The following is a 20696-nucleotide window of genomic DNA, read 5'->3' as shown; positions in this document are numbered from 1 at the left end:
CCATGATCACCACCCCCCTCACCCCCGACCTCCTGCGCGGCGCCCTCGAAGTCGAGCGCACCGAGCAGGGCCTCCTCCCGCACCGCCTCCCCGCAACCGCCCGCGCCCAGTGCGCCGACCCCCAGCTCGCCATGGCGGAGGCCCAGCCCTCCGGCGTACGCCTGGCCTTCCGCACCCGGGCCACCACCCTGGAACTGGACACCCTGCCCACCAAGCGCGTCTACGTGGGCGCTCCACCCCGCCCGGACGGCGTCTACGACCTGCTGATCAACGGCCGCCTGACCGCACAGGCGAGCGTCACGGGCGGCAACACGATCACCATCGACATGACCACCGGCACCTTCGAGCACCGCCCGGGCCGGCCCGGCACCCTCCGCTTCACCGACCTGCCCGAGGGCAGCAAGGACATGGAGATCTGGCTGCCGCACAACGAGACCACCACGCTCGTGGCTCTGCGCACCGACGCCCCCGTCGAGCCCGCACCGGCCCCGGACCGCAGGGTCTGGCTACACCACGGCAGTTCGATCAGCCACGGCTCCGACGCCGCGAGCCCCACCGGCATCTGGCCCGCCCTCGCCGCCTCCCTGGGCGGCGTGGAGCTGATCAACCTCGGCCTGGGCGGCAGCGCCCTGCTCGACCCGTTCACCGCCCGCGTGCTCCGGGACACCCCCGCCGACCTGATCAGCGTCAAGATCGGCATCAACCTGGTCAACACCGACCTGATGCGCCTGCGCGCCTTCGGCCCCGCCGTCCACGGCTTCCTCGACACGATCCGCGAGGGCCACCCGACGACACCGCTGCTGGTCGTGTCCCCGATCCTCTGCCCCATGCACGAGGACACACCCGGCCCCAGTGCCCCGGACTTCACCGACCTCGGCACCGGACAGCTCCGGTTCGTGGCCATGGGCAGCCCGGCGGAGGTCGCGAGCGGCAAGCTGACCCTGGGCGTCATACGCCAGGAGCTGGCCCGGATCGTCGACCGGCGCTCCGCCGACGACCCGAACCTCCACCACCTCGACGGCCGGGACCTCTACGGCGAGACCGACGCGGCCGAGCTGCCGTTGCCGGATCAGCTTCATCCTGACGCCGCCACCCACCGCCGCATGGGCGAACGGTTCGCCGCGTTGGCCTTCGCGGAGGGGGGCGTCTTCGGGTGAAGGCCGGCGGCGCGGGCTGCTCGCGGTTTCTCGCCCCCGCCGCCCCTACCCTTCCCGTCCCCGGGGGCTGCGCCCGGGACCCCGCTGTCGGCCCTGCACGGGCCCGCCCTGGAACTCCCCCAGAGGGGGTGCCGGACAAGCCGATGGTGCGGGCCCGCGCTCACAAGGCGCCGGACATGAGCCGTCAGGCGATCCGCTCCAGCACCACCGGCGACGCCGAGTACGCCGTCCCCGGCGCGCCGATGTCGTACGAACCCTCCACGGCCTGGAGGGCGTAGTCGAACCGCTCGGGGGTGTCGGTGTGGAGGGTCAGCAGGGGCTGGCCCTCGGTCACCGTGTCGCCGGGCTTGGCGTGCAGCTCGACGCCGGCGCCCGCCTGCACCGGGTCCTCCTTGCGGGCGCGGCCGGCGCCCAGACGCCAGGCGGCGACGCCGATGCCGTAGGCGTCGAGGCGGGTCAGGACGCCCGACGACGGAGCCTTCACCACGTGCTGCTCCTTCGACGTCGGCAGCGGCGCGTCGGGGTCGCCGCCCTGGGCCGCGATCATGCGGCGCCAGACGTCCATCGCGGACCCGTCGGCGAGGGCCTTCGCCGGGTCGGCGTCCCACACGCCGGCCGCGTCGAGCATCTCGCGGGCCAGGGCGATGGTCAGTTCCACCACGTCGGACGGGCCACCGCCCGCGAGGACCTCGACCGATTCGCGGACCTCGAGGGCGTTGCCCGCGGTCAGGCCGAGCGGGGTCGACATGTCGGTGAGCAGGGCGACCGTCTTCACGCCGTGGTCGGTACCGAGACCGACCATCGTCGACGCCAGCTCCCGGGCGTCCTCCAGCGTCTTCATGAAGGCGCCGGTGCCGACCTTCACGTCCAGCACCAGCGACCCGGTGCCCTCGGCGATCTTCTTCGACATGATCGAGGAGGCGATCAGCGGGATCGCCTCGACGGTGCCGGTGACGTCCCGCAGGGCGTACAGCTTCTTGTCGGCGGGGGCCAGCCCGTCGCCGGCCGCACATATCACCGCACCCGTCCCGTTCAGGACGGTCAGCATCTCCTCGTTGGAGAGCAGGGCGCGCCAGCCGGGGATGGACTCCAGCTTGTCGAGGGTGCCGCCGGTGTGGCCGAGACCGCGGCCGGAGAGCTGCGGCACGGCCGCGCCGCAGGCCGCGACCAGCGGGGCCAGCGGAAGGGTGATCTTGTCGCCGACGCCGCCCGTGGAGTGCTTGTCGGCGGTCGGGCGGGACAGCGACGAGAAGTCCATGCGCTCGCCGGAGGCGATCATCGCGGCCGTCCAGCGGGCGATCTCGCGACGGTTCATGCCGTTGAGCAGGATCGCCATGGCGAGCGCCGACATCTGCTCGTCCGCGACCTCGCCGCGCGTGTACGCGTCGATGACCCAGTCGATCTGCTCGTCGCTGAGCTCGCCGCGGTCGCGCTTGGTGCGGATGACGGAGATGGCGTCCATGGCCATGGCGTTCCTTCCGGTGGTGCAGAAGTCGGTGGTGCTGAGAATCGCAGAAAGTGGGCGGCCCCTCTGCGTGGGTCAGAGGGGCCGCACGGGACTTACTTGAGGTGGTCGGGGCCGAAGGCCTGCGGGAGCATCTCCGCCAGCGGCAGGATCCCCGCCGGCGTCTCCAGCAGCAGCTCCGGGCCGCCGAACTCGTACAGCAGCTGTCGGCAGCGCCCGCACGGGACGAGGATCTCGCCGCGGCCGTCCACACACGTGAAGTGGGTGAGGCGGCCGCCGCCGGTGCGCTGCAGCTCCGAGACCAGTCCGCACTCGGCGCACAGGCCGAGCCCGTAGGAGGCGTTCTCGACGTTGCAGCCGGAGACCGTACGGCCGTCGTCGACGAGGGCCGCGACCCCGACCGGGTAGCCCGAGTACGGGGCGTACGCGTGGCCCATGGCCTCCCGGGCCGCCTCGCGCAGGGCGTCCCAGTCGACGGTGGCGGCCGGGGTCACTTGCCTTGTCCCTTCCGGTACGGCAGGCCGTCCGCCTTCGGCATCCGCAGCCGCTGGGCCGACAGGGCGAGCACGATCAGCGTGATGACGTACGGCGTGGCGGAGACGACCTGGTTGGGGACCTCGTTGGTGCCGGCGTACCAGGCCCACACCAGGCCGCCGACGATCAGGGTGATCGCGGCCTGGAGGTACTTCTTGCGGACGGCCAGCCAGATCGCGCCGATGACCAGCAGCAGCGCGCCGAGCAGCAGCAGCGCGTGGACGTTGGCCGAGCCACCGCGCAGGTTGAGGCTGTCGGTGTAGCCGAACAGGCCGGCGCCGATGGCGAGTCCGCCCGGCATCCAGTTGCCGAAGATCATCGCGGCGAGACCGATGTAGCCGCGGCCGCTGACCTGGCCCTCCAGATAGAAGGGGTTGGCCACGATGGACAGGAAGGCACCGCCGAGGCCGGCCAGGCCGCCGGAAATTATCACGGCCAGGTACTTGTACTTGTAGACGTTGACACCGAGGGACTCGGCCGCGACCGGGTTCTCGCCGCAGGAGCGCAGGCGCAGGCCGAACGCGGTGCGCCACAGGATCCACCAGGTGGCGGGGATCAGCGCGACGGCGATCAGGGTCAGCCAGGAGACGTTGGTGACCAGGCCGCCGAGCAGGCCGGCGATGTCGGAGACGAAGAACCAGCCCTTGGCGTTGAGGTCCCTCAGGGCGTCGGACAGACCCGGCACCGTGAAGTTGCCGAGGGACTCGACCGCCGGGGACTGCTTGGCGGAGCCGCCCGCGTGGCCCTCGAAGGCGAGGGGCGCGAGGTAGCGGGTGGCGCCGAGGGCGAGGATGTTGATGGCCACACCGGAGACGATGTGGTTGACGTTGAACGTGACGGTGACGAAGGCGTGCAGCAGACCGCCGACCGCCCCGCCGACGATGCCGACCAGGACGCCGGTCCACGGGCCCCACTGGAATCCGGCCCAGGCGCCGAACCAGGTGCCGAGGATCATCATGCCCTCGAGGCCGATGTTGACGACGCCCGCGCGCTCGGCCCACAGACCGCCGAGACCGGCGAGGCCGATCGGCACGGCGAGCTGGAGCGCGGTGGACATCTGGCTGACGTTGGTGATGCCGTCGGCGCCGGTGATGATGCGGACGATCGAGGTCAGCGCCAGGGCTCCGGCGATGACCAGCAGCAGTACGGGCCACGACAGGCGGCGGCCGGTCGGCGCCGCGGGCTGCAGCGTGGGCTGGTTGACGTCGACCGCTGAGGTCTGCGGGGTGGTCATCGGCCGGCCACCTCCTTCGTGGTGTTGTTGTCGGCGCCGAGGACGTGTCCGGCGGCCAGTTCCGCGCCGACCCGGCGCTGCTGGCGGCGCAGGCCCCACTCACGGACGGCCTCGTAGGAGACGACGACGGAGAGGACGATCAGGCCCTGCATGATGACCGCGATCTCCTTGTCGTAGCCGTGGAAGTCCAGCTCGGGCGAGGCCTTGTCGAGCCAGGCCCACAGCAGGGCGGCGAAGGCGATGCCGACGGGGCTGTTGCGGCCGAGCAGGGCGATGCCGATGCCGAGGAAGCCGATGCCGGTGGGGAAGTTCAGGCTGTAGGTGTGGGTGTCGCCGAGCAGGATCGGCAGGCCCGCGAGACCGGCGATGGCACCGGAGATCAGCATGGCGGTGAGCACCATGCGCTTGGGGTCGACACCGCTGGCCGCGGCGGCCGACTCCGAGGCGCCGGAGGCGCGCAGGTCGAAGCCGAAGCGGGTGCGGTTGAGGACGACCCAGTAGCCGATACCGAGCAGGACGGCGAGGATGACCAGGCCGTAGATCTCGCCGGCCGCGCCCATGTCGATGCCGGGCACCCAGCCGGACTCGTGCATCTCGCCGGTGGTGTTGTTGTTGCCGACCTTGACCCCGAAGACGCTCGGCAGCCACAGGTAGGCGATGACGGAGGTGGCGATCGCGTTGAGCATGATCGTCGCGACGACCTCGCTGACCCCGCGGGTGACCTTGAGGACACCGGCGATGCCGGACCAGAAGGCGCCGGTGAGGACGGCCGTGAGGAGGAGCAGCGGGATCTGGAGCGCGGCCGGCAGGTCCATGTGGGCGCCGACGATGGCGGCCATCATGGCGGCGAGCTGGTACTGGCCGTCGACACCGATGTTGAACAGGTTCATCCGGAAGCCGATGGCCACCGCGAGCGCCGCGATGTAGTACATCGAGGCCTGGTTGATGATCAGGACCTGGATGTCGGAGAACGAGGCCTGCTCGAACATCAGCGTGTACGGCTCGACCGGGTTCTTGCCCGAGGCGATCAGCACGACCGAGCTCAGGGCGAAGGCCACGGCGAGCGCGATGACCGGTCCGGCCACCGCCAGGAGCACGCGCTCCTTGTCGAACTTCTTCATCAGCGGGCCTCGTCTTCCGGAGACTCGGGGGCGTCGGCCGAGGTCTCGGGGGTCTCTTCGTGTTCGAGGTGTCCGGTGGCGGCACCGGTCATGGCGGAGCCGAGCTCCTCCGGGGTGATGGTGGCCGGGTCGGCGTCGGCGACGAGCCTGCCGTTGTAGATCACCCGGAGGGTGTCGGACAGGCCGATCAGCTCGTCCAGGTCGGCGGAGATCAGCAGCACGGCCAGGCCCTCGCGGCGGGCCTCGCGGATGTGGTCCCAGATCGCGGCCTGCGCGCCGACGTCCACACCGCGGGTGGGGTGGGCGGCGATGAGGAAGCGGGGCTTGTGGCTCATCTCGCGGCCGACGATCAGCTTCTGCTGGTTGCCGCCGGAGAGGGAGGCGGCGGTGACGTCGATGCCGGGGGTGCGGACGTCGTACGCCTCGACGATCCGGCGCGTGTCCTCCTGGGCCGCCTTCGGGTCCAGCCAGACGCCCTTGGCGTTGGGCTTCTCGGTGACGTGGCCGAGGATGCGGTTCTCCCAGAGGGGGGCCTCCAGGAGCAGGCCATGGCGGTGGCGGTCCTCGGGGATGTAGCCGATGCCCTGCTCGCGGCGCTTGCGGGTGGCCCAGGCGGTGATCTCCTCCTCGGCCAGCGTGATCGTGCCGGAGTCGGCGTGCTTGAGGCCGATCAGCGCGTCGACCAGCTCGGTCTGGCCGTTGCCCTCGACGCCGGCGATGCCCAGGACCTCGCCGGCGTGGATGGTGAAGGTGATGTCGTCCAGGAGGGCCTTGCCGCCGGCCGCCTCCAGGCGCAGCTTGTCCACGGTGACGACCGGGCGGTCGGTGACCGTGGACTCGGCCGTCTCGGGCGTGGGCAGCTCGCTGCCGACCATCATCTCGGCGAGCTGGCGGGGGGTGGTCTCGGCGGGCACGGCGGTGCCGACGGTCGTACCTCGGCGGATGACGGTGATCTCGTCGGCGACGGAGAGGACCTCGCCCAGCTTGTGGGAGATGAAGATGACCGACAGGCCCTCGGACCTCAGCTCGCGGAGGTTGTCGAAGAGCGCGTCCACCTCCTGCGGCACGAGGACGGCGGTCGGCTCGTCCAGGATCAGCGTCCGGGCGCCGCGGAAGAGGACCTTGAGGATCTCCACGCGCTGACGGGCGGCGACGCCGAGTTCCTCGACCAGGACGTCGGGGCGTACGCCGAGGCCGTAGCGGTCGGAGATCTCCTTTATCTTGCGGCGGGCCTTGGCACCGATGCCGTACAGCTTCTCGCTGCCCAGCACCACGTTCTCGAGGACCGTGAGGTTGTCGGCGAGCATGAAGTGCTGGTGGACCATGCCGATGCCGCGGGCGATGGCGTCGGCCGGCGAGTGGAAGGAGACCTGCTCGCCGTCGATCGCGATGGTCCCCTCGTCCGGCTTCTGCATGCCGTAGAGGATCTTCATCAGCGTCGACTTGCCGGCGCCGTTCTCGCCGACGAGGGCGTGGACGGTGCCCTTGCGGACGCTGAGGTGGATGTCGTGGTTGGCCACGACACCCGGGAAACGCTTGGTGATCCCGGCGAGTTCGACGGCGGTCGGTTGACCGTTGACCGCCGCTCCGGCCGGAGGGCTGCTGGACGCGTTGATGGCGCACTCTCCTGGGGACGGGGGTCGTCTACGCGCGTAGCGCCCCTACGGCATACAAAGGGGCCGACGCACCGCGACAACGGGGTACGGGGAGCAAGCCTCCCCGTACCCCGTTGAGCGGACGTAACCCCGCGGTTACACGCTGCTCAGGGTGTCAAGGGCGTGCCTCATGGATCTTGCCGGAGTCCACAAAGTGCCGTTACTTCGAGCCGGCCTGATCCATGAGACACCCCCTTGCCGATCAGCTGCTCTTGACCTTGATCTCGCCGCTGATGATCTTCTCCTTGGCCGTCGTGATGGCTGCCTGGAGGTCGGCGTCGGACGCGAACTTCGGGTTGGAGTTCGACAGGCCGACCTCGCCGGTCTTCAGATCGCCCCTGACGATACCGGTCTCGGGCTTACCGTCCTTGACCGACTTGGAGAGGTTGTAGACCGCCTTGGCGACGTCCTTCATCGCCGAGGTGAGGATGTGGTCCTTGTACTTGGCGAGGGCTTCCTGCTTGTACTGGTCGGAGTCGACACCGATCGCCCACACCTTGTTGGCGGCGGCGGCCTCGATCACGCCCTGACCGGACAGACCGGCGGCCGCGTAGACGACGTCGGCCTTCTTCTCGATCTGACCCTCGGCGGCCGTCTTGCCCTTGTCCGGGCTGGAGAAGCCACCCTCCTCGGCGGTCTGGGTCAGGTACTGGGACAGGACCTGGACCTTCGGGTTGGTGTCCTTGACGCCCTGCTCGAAGCCCGCCTGGAACTTGTGGATCAGCGGGATGTCCACGCCGCCGACGAAGCCGACGACATTGGTCTTGGTGCTCTTGGCGGCCGCGACACCGGCGAGGTAGGACGCCTGCTCCTCGGAGAAGACCAGGTCGGCCACGTTCTTCGCGTTGATCGTGGAGTCGTCCACGATGCCGAAGGTGGTGTCCGGGTACTTCGCCGCGGCCTCCTTGACGGCCGGCGCGTACGCGTAACCGACACCGATCACCGGGTTGTAGCCCTGCTTCGCCAGCGAGACCAGGCGCTGGGTCTTGTCGGCGTCGGTCTCGCCCTCGGTGGGCTCGATGTCGGCCGTCTCGTAGCCGAACTCCTTCTTCGCCTGCTCCAGGCCCGCGTACGCGGCGTCGTTGAAGGACTGGTCGCCCTTGCCGCCGACGTCGTACGCGATGGCGAGACCCTTGTCCTCGCCCTTCGACTCCGACGAGGCCGAGGTCGAGGTGCCGCCGCAGGCGGAGAGCGCGAGGGCCAGAGAGGCGGTCGCTGCGCCTGCGACCGAGATCCGGGAAATCCGGCGCATGAGTGGTGCTCCTAGTCGTACAAGCGCCGGACGGTTCAGCTACGGCGCTGGCTTCGCCGCAGATTAACGCGCGTAGACCTGCCTGAAAACCCCTTCTGTCCACCTTGTTATGCGCCCGTGGCCAACCTGAGCGAGAGCCTGCTCACATGCTTGCCGAGCGCAAAGAGGGGGTGGCGGTGGGTGATGCGTGGAGGGACAACGAAGCGGGCGGGCGCTCCAGGGCGCCCGCCCGCTTCGTAGGGATTCGACCGTGTCCGTCCATCCGGACCACCGGACCGTCCGGACCACCGGACCGTCCGGATCGGCGGACCGTCCGGATCGGCGGTCCGTCTCCTACTGGTCCCGACTACTCGGTCTTGACCTTGATGGTGCCGTCGATGATGCCCGCCTTGGCCTTGGCCACGGCGTCGGTGAGACCGGCGATCTTCGCGAACTCGGGGTTGCTCTCCGCCAGGCCGACGCCGTTCACCTTCAGGTCGAAGGTCTGGGTGCCGGTCAGCGGCTTGCCGTCCTTGACGGACTTGGCCAGCGCGTACACCGCGCCGCCGACGTCCTTGAGCGCGGAGGTCAGGATGGAGTTCTTGTACGACGCCAGCGCCGCCTGCTTGTACTGGTCGGAGTCGACACCGATCGCCCAGACCTTCGCCTTGGCGGCGGCCTCGATCACGCCCTGACCGGACAGACCGGCCGCCTGGTAGACGACGTCGGCCTTCTTCTCGATCTGGCCCTCGGCGGCGGCCTTGCCCTTGTCCGGGCTGGAGAAGCCACCCTCCTCGGCGGTCTGGGTCAGGTACTGCGAGATGACCTTGACCTTGCCGCCGCTGGTGTCCTGGACACCCTGCTTGTAGCCGGCCTCGAACTTGTGGATCAGCGGGATGTCCACGCCGCCGACGAAGCCGACGGTGTTGGTCTTGGTGGCCTTGGCGGCGGCGACGCCGGCGAGGTAGGAGGCCTGCTCCTCGGCGAAGACCAGGGAGGCGACGTTGCTGCCCTCGACCACGGAGTCGACGATGCCGAAGGTCGTCTTCGGGTACTTCTTGGCCACGGCCTCCATCGCGGGGCCGTAGGCGAAGCCGATGCCGATGACCGGGTTGTAGCCCTGCTTCGCGAGCGAAGCCAGGCGCTGCTCCTTGTCGGCGTCGGTCTCGCCCTCGGTGGGCTCCACGTCGGCGGTCTTGTAGCCGAACTCCTTCTTCGCCTTGTCCAGGCCGGAGTACGCGGCATCGTTGAAGGACTGGTCGCCCTTGCCGCCGATGTCGTACGCGATGGCGAGACCCAGGTCCTCCTTCGTCTCGCTGCCGCTGCTTTCACTGCTGGTACCGCCACAGGCCGTGGCAGCGAGCGCGAGCGACGCGACCCCCACCGCGACGCGGGTCAGTTTGGATATCCGACGCATCCTGAAGTTCCCCATTCTCCAAAGCCCCGCAGTGGGTGCTGAGTTCGGCGCAGATTAACGCGCGTAGACACTCCTGGGAACGGGGTACCCCGTGGCCGTTATCCATTCGTGCCGATGGCCGGTTACGTCCCGGTGAACCACCGGATCGAATGGCGTGTTTTGGGACACAACACCGCCCGAGTCCCCTGACTCTCCGTATATCTGGGGCGCCTCCACCGTGATGGCGCACAGCCACGAACGCCACGCGCCCAGACTCCCTCCAACCCCACCCCGGACGCAACCGGAGCGGGGGCCTCCGGCGGGCCGGGGGCTGGGGTGGAGCTCGGGTGGGGGTGGAGCACCGGGTAGGGGTGCGGGGGCGGCCCCGCCGGGTTCCGGGGCGGAGACCCTGCCGGGATCCGGGGCGGAGGCCCCGCCAGGGTCCGGGCGGAGGCCCCGTGGAGGGTCGCCCCTCACCCCACCGAGTCGGGCGGACGGGCAGGCGGAGGCCGGGGCGCAGCCCCCGGCAGGGGTGCAGGGGACGCAGACCCGCCCGGGGTCCGGGGCGAAGCCCGAGGAGCACCACCCCTCACCCCACCGAGTCGGGCGGGCGGATGGGTCCGGGGTGCAGCCCCGGCAGGGGCACAGCCCCCGCAGGGGTGCAGGGGACGCAGTCCCCGCCCGGGGTCCCGGGGCGGAGCCCCGGGGTGAGGGGCCACCTCTCGACCCACCGAGTCGGGCGGGCGGGTGGGCGGGACCGGGGTGCAGCCCCGCAGGGGTGCAGCCCCGCAGGGGTGCAGCCCCGCAGGGGTGCGGGGAACGCTGTCCCCGCCCGGGGTCCCGGGGCGCAGCCCCAGGGTGGGGGCGGGGGCGCCGTTCGGCTGGAGGCGGGTGCTACAGGCCGCCGTCGAGGAGTGCCGCCGCCGTGAAGAGTTCCACGCCGACCTTGATCGCGGACTCGTCGGCGTCGAAGTCGCCCTGGTGGAGGTCGCGGACCGTGCGCTCGCCCGGGTGGCGCACGCCCAGGCGGGCCATGGCGCCGGGGACCCGCTCCAGGTACCAGGAGAAGTCCTCGCCACCGAGGCTCTGCTGGGTGCCCTCGACGGTCTCCTCGCCGTGCCGGGCGATCATGGCGGCGCGGAGGAGGTCGGTGACGCCGGCGTCGTTGACGACCGGGGGGACGCCGCGGACGTAGTTGATCTCGGACTTGGCGCGGTGCAGGTTGGCGACCTCGTCGATCGCGGCGACGACGAGGTCCGGCGCCTGCCGCCAGGCCTCGATGTCGAGGCAGCGCACGGTGCCGGAGAGCTCGGCGTGCTGCGGGATGACGTTCGGGGCGTGGCCGCATTCGATCCGGCCCCAGGTCACCGCGAGCCCGGCGCGCGTGTCCACGCGGCGGCCGACGAGCGCGGGGACGTCGGTGACGACCCGGGCGGCGGCGGTGACGAGGTCGGTGGTGAGGTGCGGGCGGGCGGTGTGGCCGCCGGGCCCGTCGAGGGAGATCTCCAGGCGGTCGCAGGCGGAGGTGATGGCGCCGGCCCGCAGTCCGATCATCCCGGCGTCGACGCGGGGGTCGCAGTGCACGGCGATGATCCGGCCCACGCCGTCCAGCGCGCCGTCCTCGATGGCGTCGGCGGCGCCGCCCGGCAGCACCTCCTCGGCGGGCTGGAAGATCAGCCGGACCGGCCGCGGCAGCCGGCCCTGGCGGTGCAGGTCGGCGAGGACGAGGCCGGCGCCGAGGACGACGGCGGTGTGCACGTCGTGGCCGCAGGCGTGCGCGCGGTCGGGCACGGTGGAGCGGTACGGGCAGTCGGTCTTCGTGTCCGGGATGGGCAGCGCGTCGATGTCGGCGCGCATCGCGAGGACGGGCGTGCCGTCCGCCCAGTCGCCGATGTCACAGATGAGCCCGGTCCCGCCGGAGAGGACGCGCGGCTTCAGGCCCGCCTTCTCCAGGCGCTCCTTGATCGCCGCCGTCGTACGGAACTCCTGGTTGCCGAGCTCGGGGTGCATGTGCATGTCGCGGCGGAAGGCGACGAGCTCGGCGCGCAGGGCTTCCGGCAAGGTGCCGGGGAGCACGGCATCCCCGGAAGTATCGGCCTCGGACTCTCGGGACATCAGTTGCTTCACCCTTTGAAGGGTAGGACGCCGGGACGGTCAACTGACCCGATCAACAAAACTTCAACCCGATCGGGCAGGAAAAGTTGGCCGCGCGGCGCATGGCTGGCATGGGAGATGGGTAAACTCGGCCGACTTCGCCCGAGTGGATCATGAAATTCTGACCCATCCCGCTATTTTCCTCTCCTCCACGCATACCACGCCCCACGGGACCGCGCCGTCGCTGTCCAGGTACCGGAACCGGTCCGGCCCCGTGTTCCGGCCGCCCCGGTCCCGGAAGCATCAACTCCACGCACCGGTTGCGCCACGCCGCGCGAGCGGCCGGGACGCAGCGGGCACGGGGTCCCCATAACGACGGTGAGGCAGGCCCTGGCGGCGGACCCCTCGTGGGCGTGCGGATGCGCCTTCCCTGATCCGTGGGCCCTGGCGCGGCTCGGCGTGCGCGGGACGGCGTTCCTGGTCCTGGGCGGGCTGCTGGTGATGATCTCCTGGCGGGGTGGCTGCTGGGGAGCCTGGTGTGGGCGGTCAGGTGGTTGTGGGGACGGGGGGAAGGGGTGGTGGCACAGGTGGAGGTGTGGGAGGTCCCGGCCGGGGACGAGGCCGAGGGAAGCTTCTTCGGGAGGTTCGGCCGTTGGGAGGAGGAGCGGCCCGGGTGAGAGGCCCGACCGTCAGGTGAAAGTCGCGAAGCTTCCCCCGCCGTTCACGCGCCCCCGCTAGAGTCCGCCCCCGTGAGCCAACCGAACGCCCTCCTGGACCTCGGCTTCGTGCAGAACGCCCGTGAGTCGTACGACGCGATCGCCGAGGAGTACACCCGGCGCTTCCCCGACGGACTCGGGCACCGGCCCCTGGACCGAGCCCTCCTCCGCGGGTTCGCCGAGCTGGTGAAGGGCAGAGGCAGCGAGCCGGTGGCGGACGTCGGCAGCGGGCCCGGAGACGTCACGGCGCGGCTGCACGACCTCGGTGTCCCCGTCTTCGGCGTCGACGTCTCCCCCCGCATGGTTGCCCTCGCCCGCCGGGCTCATCCCCAGCTCCGCTTTCACGTCGGGTCGATGGACTCCCTGGACCTGCCCGACCGGACCCTGGGCGGTCTGCTCGCCCTGTACTCGGTCATTCATGTCCCGGACGAGTACCTGCCCGTCGTCTTCGGGGAGTTCCGGCGCGTGCTCGTCCCCGGCGGGTATCTGCTGCTCGCCTTCCAGACCGGCGAGGACGAGGAGCAGCGCCTCACGGAGCGGTTCGGGTGCGAGGTCGCGCTGGACTGCTTCTGGCGTGACCCGGAGACGGTCGTCGCCCACCTCGCGAAGGCCGGGCTGGAGCTCCAGGCACGGGTCGTGCTCGAACCGGACGAGGACGGGACGCGGCCCAGGGCCTTCGTGCTGGCCCGCAGGTCCGGGTAGAGCCGCTCCGGCCCGTCGGCCCAGGCCGCGGGAGAGCTCAGACCACGCTCACCGCTGACAGCCGGTGCACGTCCCGCGCCGTTCCCGTCACCCCCGACAGAAAGCCCTGGGCCCGGGGTGAGGCGTGTTCGGTCAGCCAGGCCGGGTCGATGTCGCAGACGGCGACGCGGACGTCGGTGCCGGCGAGGGCGAGAGGGAGGGTGTGGACGACCGTGGAGGGGAAGCTGAGGACGGTTCTGCCGATGGGGCCTCTGCGGGCGATCAGTTCCAGCGGCAGCTCGGGGCGGACGACCTCCAGGCCCGTCTCCACGGCCAGGCGGTGGAGTTTGTCGGCGCTTTCGCGGCGGTGGGCGAAGTAGCGTGCGCAGCCGTGGGCCTTGGCGAGGACCCCGACGGCGTCCAGATAGCGGTCGCCGTCGACGACACCCGTCTCGACGAGGGACGTGCCGACCATGTCGGCGCCCTTCGTCACACGGGGCGGGCCGAAGCGGGCGCGGGTCCAGGCGAAGGCGTTGACGGTGACCGTGACGTCGGCCGGGGTCTCCCTGATCGGCATGGAGGAGAAGACCTCCACCCGCCGGCCCGCGCTGGGGGTCAGGCGGCGGCGGGCGGAGGCGGACACCGGGGCGAAGAACACGTCGCGGGGGGCGGGGCGGCCGCCTGTGCGGTGCCAGCGCACCAGCCGTTCACCGCGGGCGAGTTGGCCGACGAACTCCATCGTGGCCGTGCCGTCGTCGACGACGACCAGTTCGGTGGCCCGGGTGATGGTCAGCAGGAGTTGGACGTAGCGGGAGAAGGGGTCCCCCATGACGACCCGTTCCGCCCTGCGCAGCAGGGGGGCCAGTCCGCCGATGGTGCGGAAGGGGGCCCCGGGGCCGCCACGGGCCTCCTCCCAGCGGACCTCGTGGCCCTCCTCACGGGCCAGTTCGGCCATGCGACGCAGCTGGCCGCGGGTCATCGGGTCGGTCGGGGACAGGACGACGAGGGTGAACCCCGCGCCGGGCTCCTCCCGGGGACCGGGTCCCTGGGAGTGCGCCCATTCCAGGACGTTCAGGAGCTGCACCGGGCTCTCGACGAACGCGAGGGTGTGGGGGGTGGTGCCGGTGTTCCCGGCGCGAGGGCTCATCGTCGTACGACCGTCCCGTTAGGCACTCGTGGCGGTGGTCGGAGAGGGATCCGGGTCAGACCGTGACGGGCTCGCCGGCCGCGGCGGCGATCTCGGCCTCGGCGACGACGCCGGCGACGCGGCGCAGCTTCTTCATCGGGCCGAGCTCGGAGTCGTAGACCTTCTTGATGCCGTCGCCGAGGGAGGCCTCGATGGTGCGGATGTCGCGGACGAGGCGGGTGAGGCCCTGCGGCTCGACGGAGGCAGCCTGGTCGGAGCCCCACATGGCGCGGTCGAGGGTGATGTGGCGCTCGACGAAGGTGGCGCCGAGGGCGACGGCGGCGAGGGTGGTCTGCAGGCCGGTCTCGTGGCCGGAGTAGCCGATCGGGACGTTCGGGTACTCCATCTCCAGCGTGTTGATCACGCGGAGGTTCAGTTCCTCGGCCTTCGCCGGGTAGGTGGAGGTGGCGTGGCAGAGCAGGATGTTGTCGCTGCCCAGCACCTCGACGGCGTGGCGGATCTGCTTCGGGGTCGACATGCCGGTGGAGAGGATGACCGTGCGGCCGGTGGCGCGCAGGGCGAGCAGCAGCTCGTCGTCGGTGAGGGAGGCGGAGGCCACCTTGTGGGCGGGGACGTCGAACTTCTCCAGGAAGGCGACGGCCTCGGTGTCCCACGGGGAGGCGAACCAGGCGATGCCCTTGGCCTTGCAGTAGTCGTCGATGGCGCGGTACTCGTCCTCGCCGAACTCGACGCGGTGGCGGTAGTCGATGTACGTCATCCGGCCCCAGGGGGTGTCGCGCTCGATGTCCCACTGGTCGCGCGGGGTGCAGATCTCGGGGGTGCGCTTCTGGAACTTGACGGCGTCGCAGCCGGCCTCGGCGGCCACGTCGATCAGCTTGAAGGCGTTCTCCAGCTCACCGTTGTGGTTGATGCCGATCTCGCCGCAGATGTAGACGGGCCGACCCGGGCCGGCCGTACGCGAACCGAACTGGCGGAGGCGGGAGTTGGTGCTCATGTCAGGGGTTCCTTACTCGGGGAGGGGGTCGAGAGAGTCGAGAGAGGGTCCGAGGATCCAGCCGGCGATCTCCCGGATCGCGCCGTCGCCACCGGCGAGGGTGGTGACCGCGCGTGCGGCGCCGCGTACGACGTCGTGGGCGCTCGCGACCGCCACGGGCCAGCCGACGAGGGCGAAGCACGGGAGGTCGTTGACGTCGTTGCCGACGTAGAGCACGCGCTCCGGCGCGATGCCCTGCTCCTCGCACCACTGCTTGAGTGCGAGGTCCTTGCGGTCGATGCCGTGCAGCACCGGGAGCCTGAGCTTCCGGGCGCGGGCGGCGACGACCGGGTTCTGTTCCGTGGACAGGATGAGGAGCTTCAGGCCCGACCTGCGCAGGGCCGCGATGCCGAGTCCGTCGCCGCGGTGCACGGAGACGAACTCCCGTCCGTCGGAGTCGATCAGCACCCGGTCGTCGGTCTGGGTGCCGTCGAAGTCGAGGACGACCGCGTCGATGTCGTCGGCGGTCGGGAGGGAGCCGGGCCGGTCGGCGTCGAACAGCGGCGCCAGCGCCCGCGCCCGGGCCAGGTCGTGCGGGTCGTCGATCTCCAGGACGCGGGCGGGGTCGGTGCGCACGAGGTCGGTGCGGCCGAAGAAGCGGTGGCCGTGCGCACGGAAGCCGGCCGCGTCCATGGCGTAGGCGGCGCCGGTCTCCAGGAGGTCCTGGGGGCGGTCCTGGCGGCGGGGGCGGTAGGACTTGTCGTGGTTGACGCCGTAGCCGCCGTCCGTGCCGCCGTCCTCCGTTCCCGCTGCGCCTGTTGCGTCTCGCCATACGAAGCCGTGGAACGGGGCCACGGTCACCGCAGTGTCGGCGCCGTTCTCGGCGACCGCCGCGGCGACCCCGTCGATGTCCTCCCGGACGATGAACGGGCTGGTGCACTGGACGAGCAGCACCACGTCGACGGCCGTGCCGTGCAGGGCCTCGTGGGTGTCCATGGCGTGCAGGACCGCGGCCTCGGAGGTGGCCGTGTCGCCTGCGATGGCGGCCGGCCGCAGCACGACCTCCGCGCCGGCCTCCCGGGCCGCCGCCGCGATGGCCTGGTCGTCGGTGGACACCACGACGTCCGTCACCAGCCGGGTCGCCCGGCACTCGCGCACCGCCCGCGCCACCAGCGGCAGTCCGCCGACGGGGGCGAGGTTCTTCGCGGGGACGCCCTTGGAGCCGCCGCGCGCGGGGATCACGGCGAGCACACGGCGCACGCCCACTGAGGAGTCGGACATGGACATTTCTCCTTGAGGTGTCACAGCTCCCCCATGCGCCGGATGACCGGCGCCACCCGCTGCACCCCGTGCCGGTAGGCGCCGCGGGCGGCGCGGCGGACGATCTGGCGGACCGGGCCGGGTTCCTTGTCGGCGGCCGGGGCGCCGGGCAGGGGGCTGCCGTCGGGGCCGAGGTGGTGGCGGGCGAGGATGCCGGGGAGGTAGCCGGGTGCGGTGGCGGGTGTGTAGTAGGGGGTGAGCGGGGGGAGGCCGCCGGGCTGGGCGAGGAGTTTCGCGATGCGTTCGCGGGCCGCGTCGAAGGCCCTGTCGTACGAGCCGTCGGCGGCCACGCCCTGGCGGGCCACCCACTCCTCGTCGGGGGCGGGGCGGTGCCCGGCGTCGAGCTGGTCCCAGGAGGCGAGGCAGCCGGAGCCGACGAAGTGGTGGTTGCCGAGCGCCTCGCGCACCCCGAGGTCGGTGAGGACCACGGTGGGGATACGGCGGTGCAGCGACTCGAGGGCGGCCGTGGAGCTGACCGTGACCATGAGGTCGGTGCGGTCGAGGACCTCGCCCATGTTGCCGTAGACCAGGCGCAGGTTGGGCGGCAGGTCGAGCTTCTGCGCCAGCTTCTGGTAGGGCAACTCCTCGATGTGGGTGGTGTGTTCACCCGGCTTGGAGCGGAGCTTGAGCAGTACCTCGCGTTCGGGGTGCAGACGGGCGTGCTGGACGAGCCGGTTCAGGAGGTACGTGCGGTCCTTACGGCTCTCCGGTACGGAGGGCTGCGCCGCGAACACCACGGTGTAGGGGTCGTGTTCACCGGTGTACGGGGCGCCGCCGAGGAAGGGCAGGGCCACCTCGGTCACCGAGGAGGCGTCGGCGCCCACTCCCTCGTACACCGCGCGGAAACGCTCCGCGTCCTGGCGGGAGTTGGCGAGGACGAGGTCCGCGCCGTGCCGCAGCAGCAGACCGTCGGCGAGCTTCTCGTAGACGACACCGACGTAGCCGGTGACGACGACGGGCCGTTCGCCGGTGCCCTCCCGGATCCGCTTCAGTCCGTGCAGGATCGCCTGGACGCCCCCGCCGACCAGCGCGAGGACGAGCACGTCGTACGACTCCCGCGCCATGACGCGCAGGAACTCCACGGCCGTGACCTCGCGCAGGGAGTCGGCGTGCACGCCCACCTCGGCCAGTTGGCGGGGGGTGGGCGTGGCGCGGCCGCGCAGCAGGAACCCGTCCAGGACGGGGGCGACTTGCGTGCCGCCGCGCGACCCGGCTTCCATGGACGAGCCCGTCCGCCCGCCCGGGGCGATCCGGCCCGCGGTCAACGCACCCCATTTCCAGCGGGTGTCGGAGTCCGCGAGCACGGCGATCCGGCAAGGCTTCGAAGTACTAGGTGGCACGGCCACGACGCTAGAAAGCAAAACCCGTGCTTGGCCCAACCTCGACTCAACGGAAAGTTAACAGCGCGCCACCGAAGCCCCAACTGGCCCGCCGAGTTCTCGGAAATACGCGGGATGCACCATTCCGACACATCGAGTTCATCCCCCGTACTCACACCGGAAATTTCCGCTGCCGGACACCCTCCTAGGCTTTTGCGGGTGCCAAAGCTTTCCGTGATCGTGCCGTTCTACAACGTCCAGCAATACGCCCCGGACATGCTCAGAAGTCTTCATCTGAACGCCCGCCCGGACTTCGAGTTCGTACTGGTGGACGACTGTTCGAAGGACGAAACTCCCGCCATTCTCGAACGGGCGGTCGAGGATCTTTCGAAGGTCGCGCAGGTGCGCCTCGTCCGCCATGAGGAGAACGGAGGGCTCGCCACCGCACGCAATACCGGTCTCAACGCGGCACAGGGCGAATATCTGACGTTTCTGGACGGCGACGACTGGCTCGCGCGCGGCTACCTGAACGAGCTGGTCACCGCGCTCGAGGAGCTGGGCTGCGACTTCGTGCGCACCGACCATGTGCAGGCCACCGGGCGCGCCCGCACGGTCGTCCGGCACCCGCACGGGCGCCGCGGGGAGGTCCTCAGCCCGCGCGACGCGATCCTGCCCGCCGACCGCACGACCTCCGTCGACTACGCCTACGCCTGGGCCGGCGCCTACCACCGGCGGCTGCTGGACCGGGGCCTGCTGCACTTCACGGACGGTCTGCGCACCGCCGAGGACCGGCCGTGGATCTGGAAGCTGCACCGGGAGGCGGAGTCGTTCGCCGTGCTGAACCTGTACGGCGTCTTCTACCGCCGCGGGGTCGCCTCCTCCCTGACCCAGATCGGCGACGCCCGCCAGCTGGACTTCATCCGCGCCTTCGACGAGGTCATCGAGGAGACCGCGCAGGACGCGGAGGCCGACCGGCTGCTGCCCAAGGCGGTGCGCACGTACTGCGCGATCATCGCCCACCACCTCGGTGAGATCGAGAAGTTCGAGGCGCCGGTGGCCAAGCAGCTGCGCACGATGAGCGCCGCGGCGATAAAGCGCATGCCGCAGGAGCTGCTCACCGATGTCCTCGACACCATGGACCTGCGCCGCTCCTCCAAGCTGCGGCGGCTGCGCCGGAAGATCACCTCGGCGAAGGTCACCCCCCAGGACACCCCCCCTAAGGCGGCCGCCTGATGTCCCGTACGACCCAGATCTTCTGCGCCTCCACGCTGTACGGCGCCGCCACCCTGGCCGCCGCGCTCGACTCCGAGTGCTTTCCCACGGCGGACCGCCGGCTGCTGCTGGTGTGCAACAACGCGACGAACCCGGAGACCACGCCGGCCGTCGACGAGATGCCGGGCTTCGAGCCGCTGCGGGACCGCTTCGACGCGGTGCTGTCCTGGAACGAGGCGATCAGCCCCTTCCACCCGGGCTCCTGGGCGCCGCGCCCCGACGACGTCCCTCTCTTCGAGCGGTACCTGCGGCTGCTGTGGGGGCTGGGCGAGGACCGGGTGGAGATCGTCCTGGAGTCGATCCAGGTCAACCCCGCGCAGGCCATCGCCCAGATCTTCACCGGAGCGCCCGTCGACGTCTACGCCGACGGGCTGATGAGTTACGGCCCCACCCGCAACAAGATCGACCCGCTGATCGGCACGCGGGTGCGGCGGCTGCTCCACCTCGACCTGGTGTCCGGTCTGGTGCCGATGCTGCTCACCGAGTTCGAGGTGCCCGCGCAGACCGTGCCGGTGAGCGCCTTCCTGAAGGTGCTCGGGCAGGTCGGAGAGGCGTCCGGGGAGTTGCCCCGGGTGCCCGACGACTCCGCGCTGCTGCTGGGCCAGTACCTGTCCGCGCTCGGCATCCTCTCCGTGCGGGAGGAGGAGGACCTGCATGTGCGGATGATGCGCGGGGCGGTCGCCCGGGGTCACCGCGCCATCGTCTTCAAGCCGCACCCCACCGCTCCGGCCCGCTACAGCCGGATCCTGGAGGCCGAGGCCGAGAAGCTGGGCGTCGACCTGACCGTGCTGGACACGCCCGTCCTCGCCGAGGTGCTGTTCGACAGGGCGCGGCCGGCGCTGGTGGTGGGGTGCTTCTCCACGGCTCTGTTCACGGCGTCGGCGTTCTACGAGCTGTCGGTCGCCCGGATCGGCACCGAGCCGCTCCTGGACCGGCTGACGCCGTACCAGAACAGCAACCGGGTGCCGGTCGTGCTGGCGGACGCGTTGCTGCCGGACCTGGAGGAGAAGGACGCCGCGCTGCCCGCTGACACGCTGTCCGCGCTGGTGACCGCCGTCGGCTTCGTCATGCAGCCGCAGCTCCATCCGTCTCTGCGGCCCGCCGCGGAGACCTACCTGCGCACCCGTCTGGGCCCGCGGACCCAGCGCTACTTCAAGCGCAAGCGGCTCACCTCGCTGGGGCTGCCCGGTGGCATCCCGGAGCGGCTGTCCTTCCTGCCGCGCAACTCCACGGCCCGCCGGGTGGTACGCCGCGCGAAGGCGCTGCGGAAGGCCGTACGGCGCTGAGGCGGGGGCGAGGGAGAAGTCGAGGTGAACTCCCGGGAACATCGGCCGAGGTGAGCCCGGGCCGGGCCTAGCATCGCGCATTCGTACACCCGTGC

Annotated in this window: 16 protein-coding genes; 4 read left to right on the top strand and 12 right to left on the bottom strand. The window is 71.0% G+C overall.

What is annotated here, in order from left to right; all coding sequences use genetic code 11:
* Positions 1-2 precede the first annotated feature (2 nt).
* A complete protein-coding gene (locus IE263_RS07985) occupies positions 3-1157 on the top strand; it encodes an SGNH/GDSL hydrolase family protein (protein WP_189933737.1) in 1155 nt (384 codons plus the stop codon).
* A gap of 184 nt (positions 1158-1341) precedes the next feature.
* Here IE263_RS07985 and IE263_RS07980 read toward each other — a convergent pair whose 3' ends face one another.
* The 8 genes from IE263_RS07980 to IE263_RS07945 form a co-directional block, all read right to left on the bottom strand.
* Positions 1342-2625, bottom strand: a complete 1284-nt coding sequence (locus IE263_RS07980; RefSeq protein ID WP_189933735.1) for a thymidine phosphorylase — start codon at positions 2623-2625, stop codon at positions 1342-1344.
* Positions 2626-2717: 92 nt separating this feature from the next.
* Positions 2718-3116 (bottom strand): cytidine deaminase, encoded by a 399-nt coding sequence (locus IE263_RS07975; protein WP_189933733.1) that lies wholly within the window; start codon positions 3114-3116, stop codon positions 2718-2720.
* Positions 3113-4390, bottom strand: a complete 1278-nt coding sequence (locus IE263_RS07970) for an ABC transporter permease (protein ID WP_189933731.1) — start codon at positions 4388-4390, stop codon at positions 3113-3115. The genes IE263_RS07975 and IE263_RS07970 overlap by 4 nt, the downstream gene beginning before the upstream one ends.
* Positions 4387-5511 (bottom strand): ABC transporter permease, encoded by a 1125-nt coding sequence (locus tag IE263_RS07965; RefSeq protein WP_189933729.1) that lies wholly within the window; start codon positions 5509-5511, stop codon positions 4387-4389. The genes IE263_RS07970 and IE263_RS07965 overlap by 4 nt, the downstream gene beginning before the upstream one ends.
* Positions 5511-7127, bottom strand: coding sequence for an ABC transporter ATP-binding protein (locus IE263_RS07960; RefSeq protein WP_189934315.1), 1617 nt, complete (start codon positions 7125-7127; stop codon positions 5511-5513). Before IE263_RS07960 ends, IE263_RS07965 begins: the two co-directional genes overlap by 1 nt.
* A 241-nt stretch (positions 7128-7368) precedes the next feature.
* Positions 7369-8418, bottom strand: coding sequence for a BMP family lipoprotein (locus tag IE263_RS07955; protein WP_189933727.1), 1050 nt, complete (start codon positions 8416-8418; stop codon positions 7369-7371).
* Between the two features lie 346 nt (positions 8419-8764).
* Positions 8765-9814, bottom strand: a complete 1050-nt coding sequence (locus tag IE263_RS07950; protein WP_189933725.1) for a BMP family lipoprotein — start codon at positions 9812-9814, stop codon at positions 8765-8767.
* An 873-nt stretch (positions 9815-10687) separates the two neighbouring features.
* Positions 10688-11908, bottom strand: a complete 1221-nt coding sequence (locus tag IE263_RS07945) for a M20 family metallopeptidase (protein WP_189933723.1) — start codon at positions 11906-11908, stop codon at positions 10688-10690.
* A gap of 728 nt (positions 11909-12636) precedes the next feature.
* On the opposite strand from IE263_RS07945, the gene IE263_RS07940 reads away from it, so the two are divergent.
* The gene (locus IE263_RS07940; RefSeq protein WP_189933721.1) at positions 12637-13305 is read left to right on the top strand and encodes a class I SAM-dependent DNA methyltransferase; all 669 of its coding nucleotides are present in this window, start codon (positions 12637-12639) and stop codon (positions 13303-13305) included.
* A 37-nt stretch (positions 13306-13342) separates the two neighbouring features.
* Here the strand turns inward: IE263_RS07940 and IE263_RS07935 are convergent, their stop codons facing one another.
* From IE263_RS07935 to IE263_RS07920, 4 genes are read right to left on the bottom strand one after another with little or no spacing between them, the layout of a single operon-like run.
* Positions 13343-14431, bottom strand: a complete 1089-nt coding sequence (locus IE263_RS07935; RefSeq protein ID WP_189933719.1) for a hypothetical protein — start codon at positions 14429-14431, stop codon at positions 13343-13345.
* 55 nt (positions 14432-14486) lie between these two features.
* Positions 14487-15425, bottom strand: coding sequence for an N-acetylneuraminate synthase family protein (locus IE263_RS07930; RefSeq protein ID WP_189933717.1), 939 nt, complete (start codon positions 15423-15425; stop codon positions 14487-14489).
* A 12-nt stretch (positions 15426-15437) separates the two neighbouring features.
* A complete protein-coding gene (locus IE263_RS07925; protein WP_189933715.1) occupies positions 15438-16685 on the bottom strand; it encodes an N-acylneuraminate cytidylyltransferase in 1248 nt (415 codons plus the stop codon).
* Between the two features lie 20 nt (positions 16686-16705).
* Positions 16706-18064, bottom strand: a complete 1359-nt coding sequence (locus IE263_RS07920) for a DUF6716 putative glycosyltransferase (protein WP_189933713.1) — start codon at positions 18062-18064, stop codon at positions 16706-16708.
* Positions 18065-18262: 198 nt separating this feature from the next.
* Between IE263_RS07920 and IE263_RS07915 the strand changes: the two genes are divergently transcribed.
* Together IE263_RS07915 and IE263_RS07910 are read left to right on the top strand one after the other, a co-directional pair.
* Positions 18263-19276 carry a glycosyltransferase family 2 protein gene (locus IE263_RS07915; protein WP_189933711.1) on the top strand — a complete coding sequence of 338 codons (1014 nt, stop codon included), beginning with the start codon at positions 18263-18265 and terminating at the stop codon, positions 19274-19276.
* Positions 19276-20601: an alpha-2,8-polysialyltransferase family protein gene (locus IE263_RS07910; protein ID WP_189933709.1), complete on the top strand. Its 1326-nt coding sequence runs from the start codon at positions 19276-19278 to the stop codon at positions 20599-20601. The genes IE263_RS07915 and IE263_RS07910 overlap by 1 nt, the downstream gene beginning before the upstream one ends.
* Positions 20602-20696 lie beyond the last annotated feature (95 nt).

It is taken from the genome of Streptomyces aurantiogriseus (assembly GCF_014649375.1).
GTDB classification, from domain to species: domain Bacteria; phylum Actinomycetota; class Actinomycetes; order Streptomycetales; family Streptomycetaceae; genus Streptomyces; species Streptomyces aurantiogriseus.
This window is presented reverse-complemented; position numbering and strand designations above follow the sequence as displayed.

Bases quoted from the DNA above. Each gene is read 5' to 3' on its own strand.
- IE263_RS07970 (WP_189933731.1), bottom strand. From the start codon at position 4,390: ATGACCACCCCGCAGACCTCAGCGGTCGACGTCAACCAGCCCACGCTG.
- IE263_RS07955 (WP_189933727.1), bottom strand. From the start codon at position 8,418: ATGCGCCGGATTTCCCGGATCTCGGTCGCAGGCGCAGCGACCGCCTCT.
- IE263_RS07980 (WP_189933735.1), bottom strand. From the start codon at position 2,625: ATGGCCATGGACGCCATCTCCGTCATCCGCACCAAGCGCGACCGCGGC.
- IE263_RS07945 (WP_189933723.1), bottom strand. From the start codon at position 11,908: ATGTCCCGAGAGTCCGAGGCCGATACTTCCGGGGATGCCGTGCTCCCC.
- IE263_RS07910 (WP_189933709.1), top strand. From the start codon at position 19,276: ATGTCCCGTACGACCCAGATCTTCTGCGCCTCCACGCTGTACGGCGCC.
- IE263_RS07935 (WP_189933719.1), bottom strand. From the start codon at position 14,431: ATGAGCCCTCGCGCCGGGAACACCGGCACCACCCCCCACACCCTCGCG.
- IE263_RS07930 (WP_189933717.1), bottom strand. From the start codon at position 15,425: ATGAGCACCAACTCCCGCCTCCGCCAGTTCGGTTCGCGTACGGCCGGC.
- IE263_RS07965 (WP_189933729.1), bottom strand. From the start codon at position 5,511: ATGAAGAAGTTCGACAAGGAGCGCGTGCTCCTGGCGGTGGCCGGACCG.
- IE263_RS07985 (WP_189933737.1), top strand. From the start codon at position 3: ATGATCACCACCCCCCTCACCCCCGACCTCCTGCGCGGCGCCCTCGAA.
- IE263_RS07950 (WP_189933725.1), bottom strand. From the start codon at position 9,814: ATGCGTCGGATATCCAAACTGACCCGCGTCGCGGTGGGGGTCGCGTCG.
- IE263_RS07925 (WP_189933715.1), bottom strand. From the start codon at position 16,685: ATGTCCGACTCCTCAGTGGGCGTGCGCCGTGTGCTCGCCGTGATCCCC.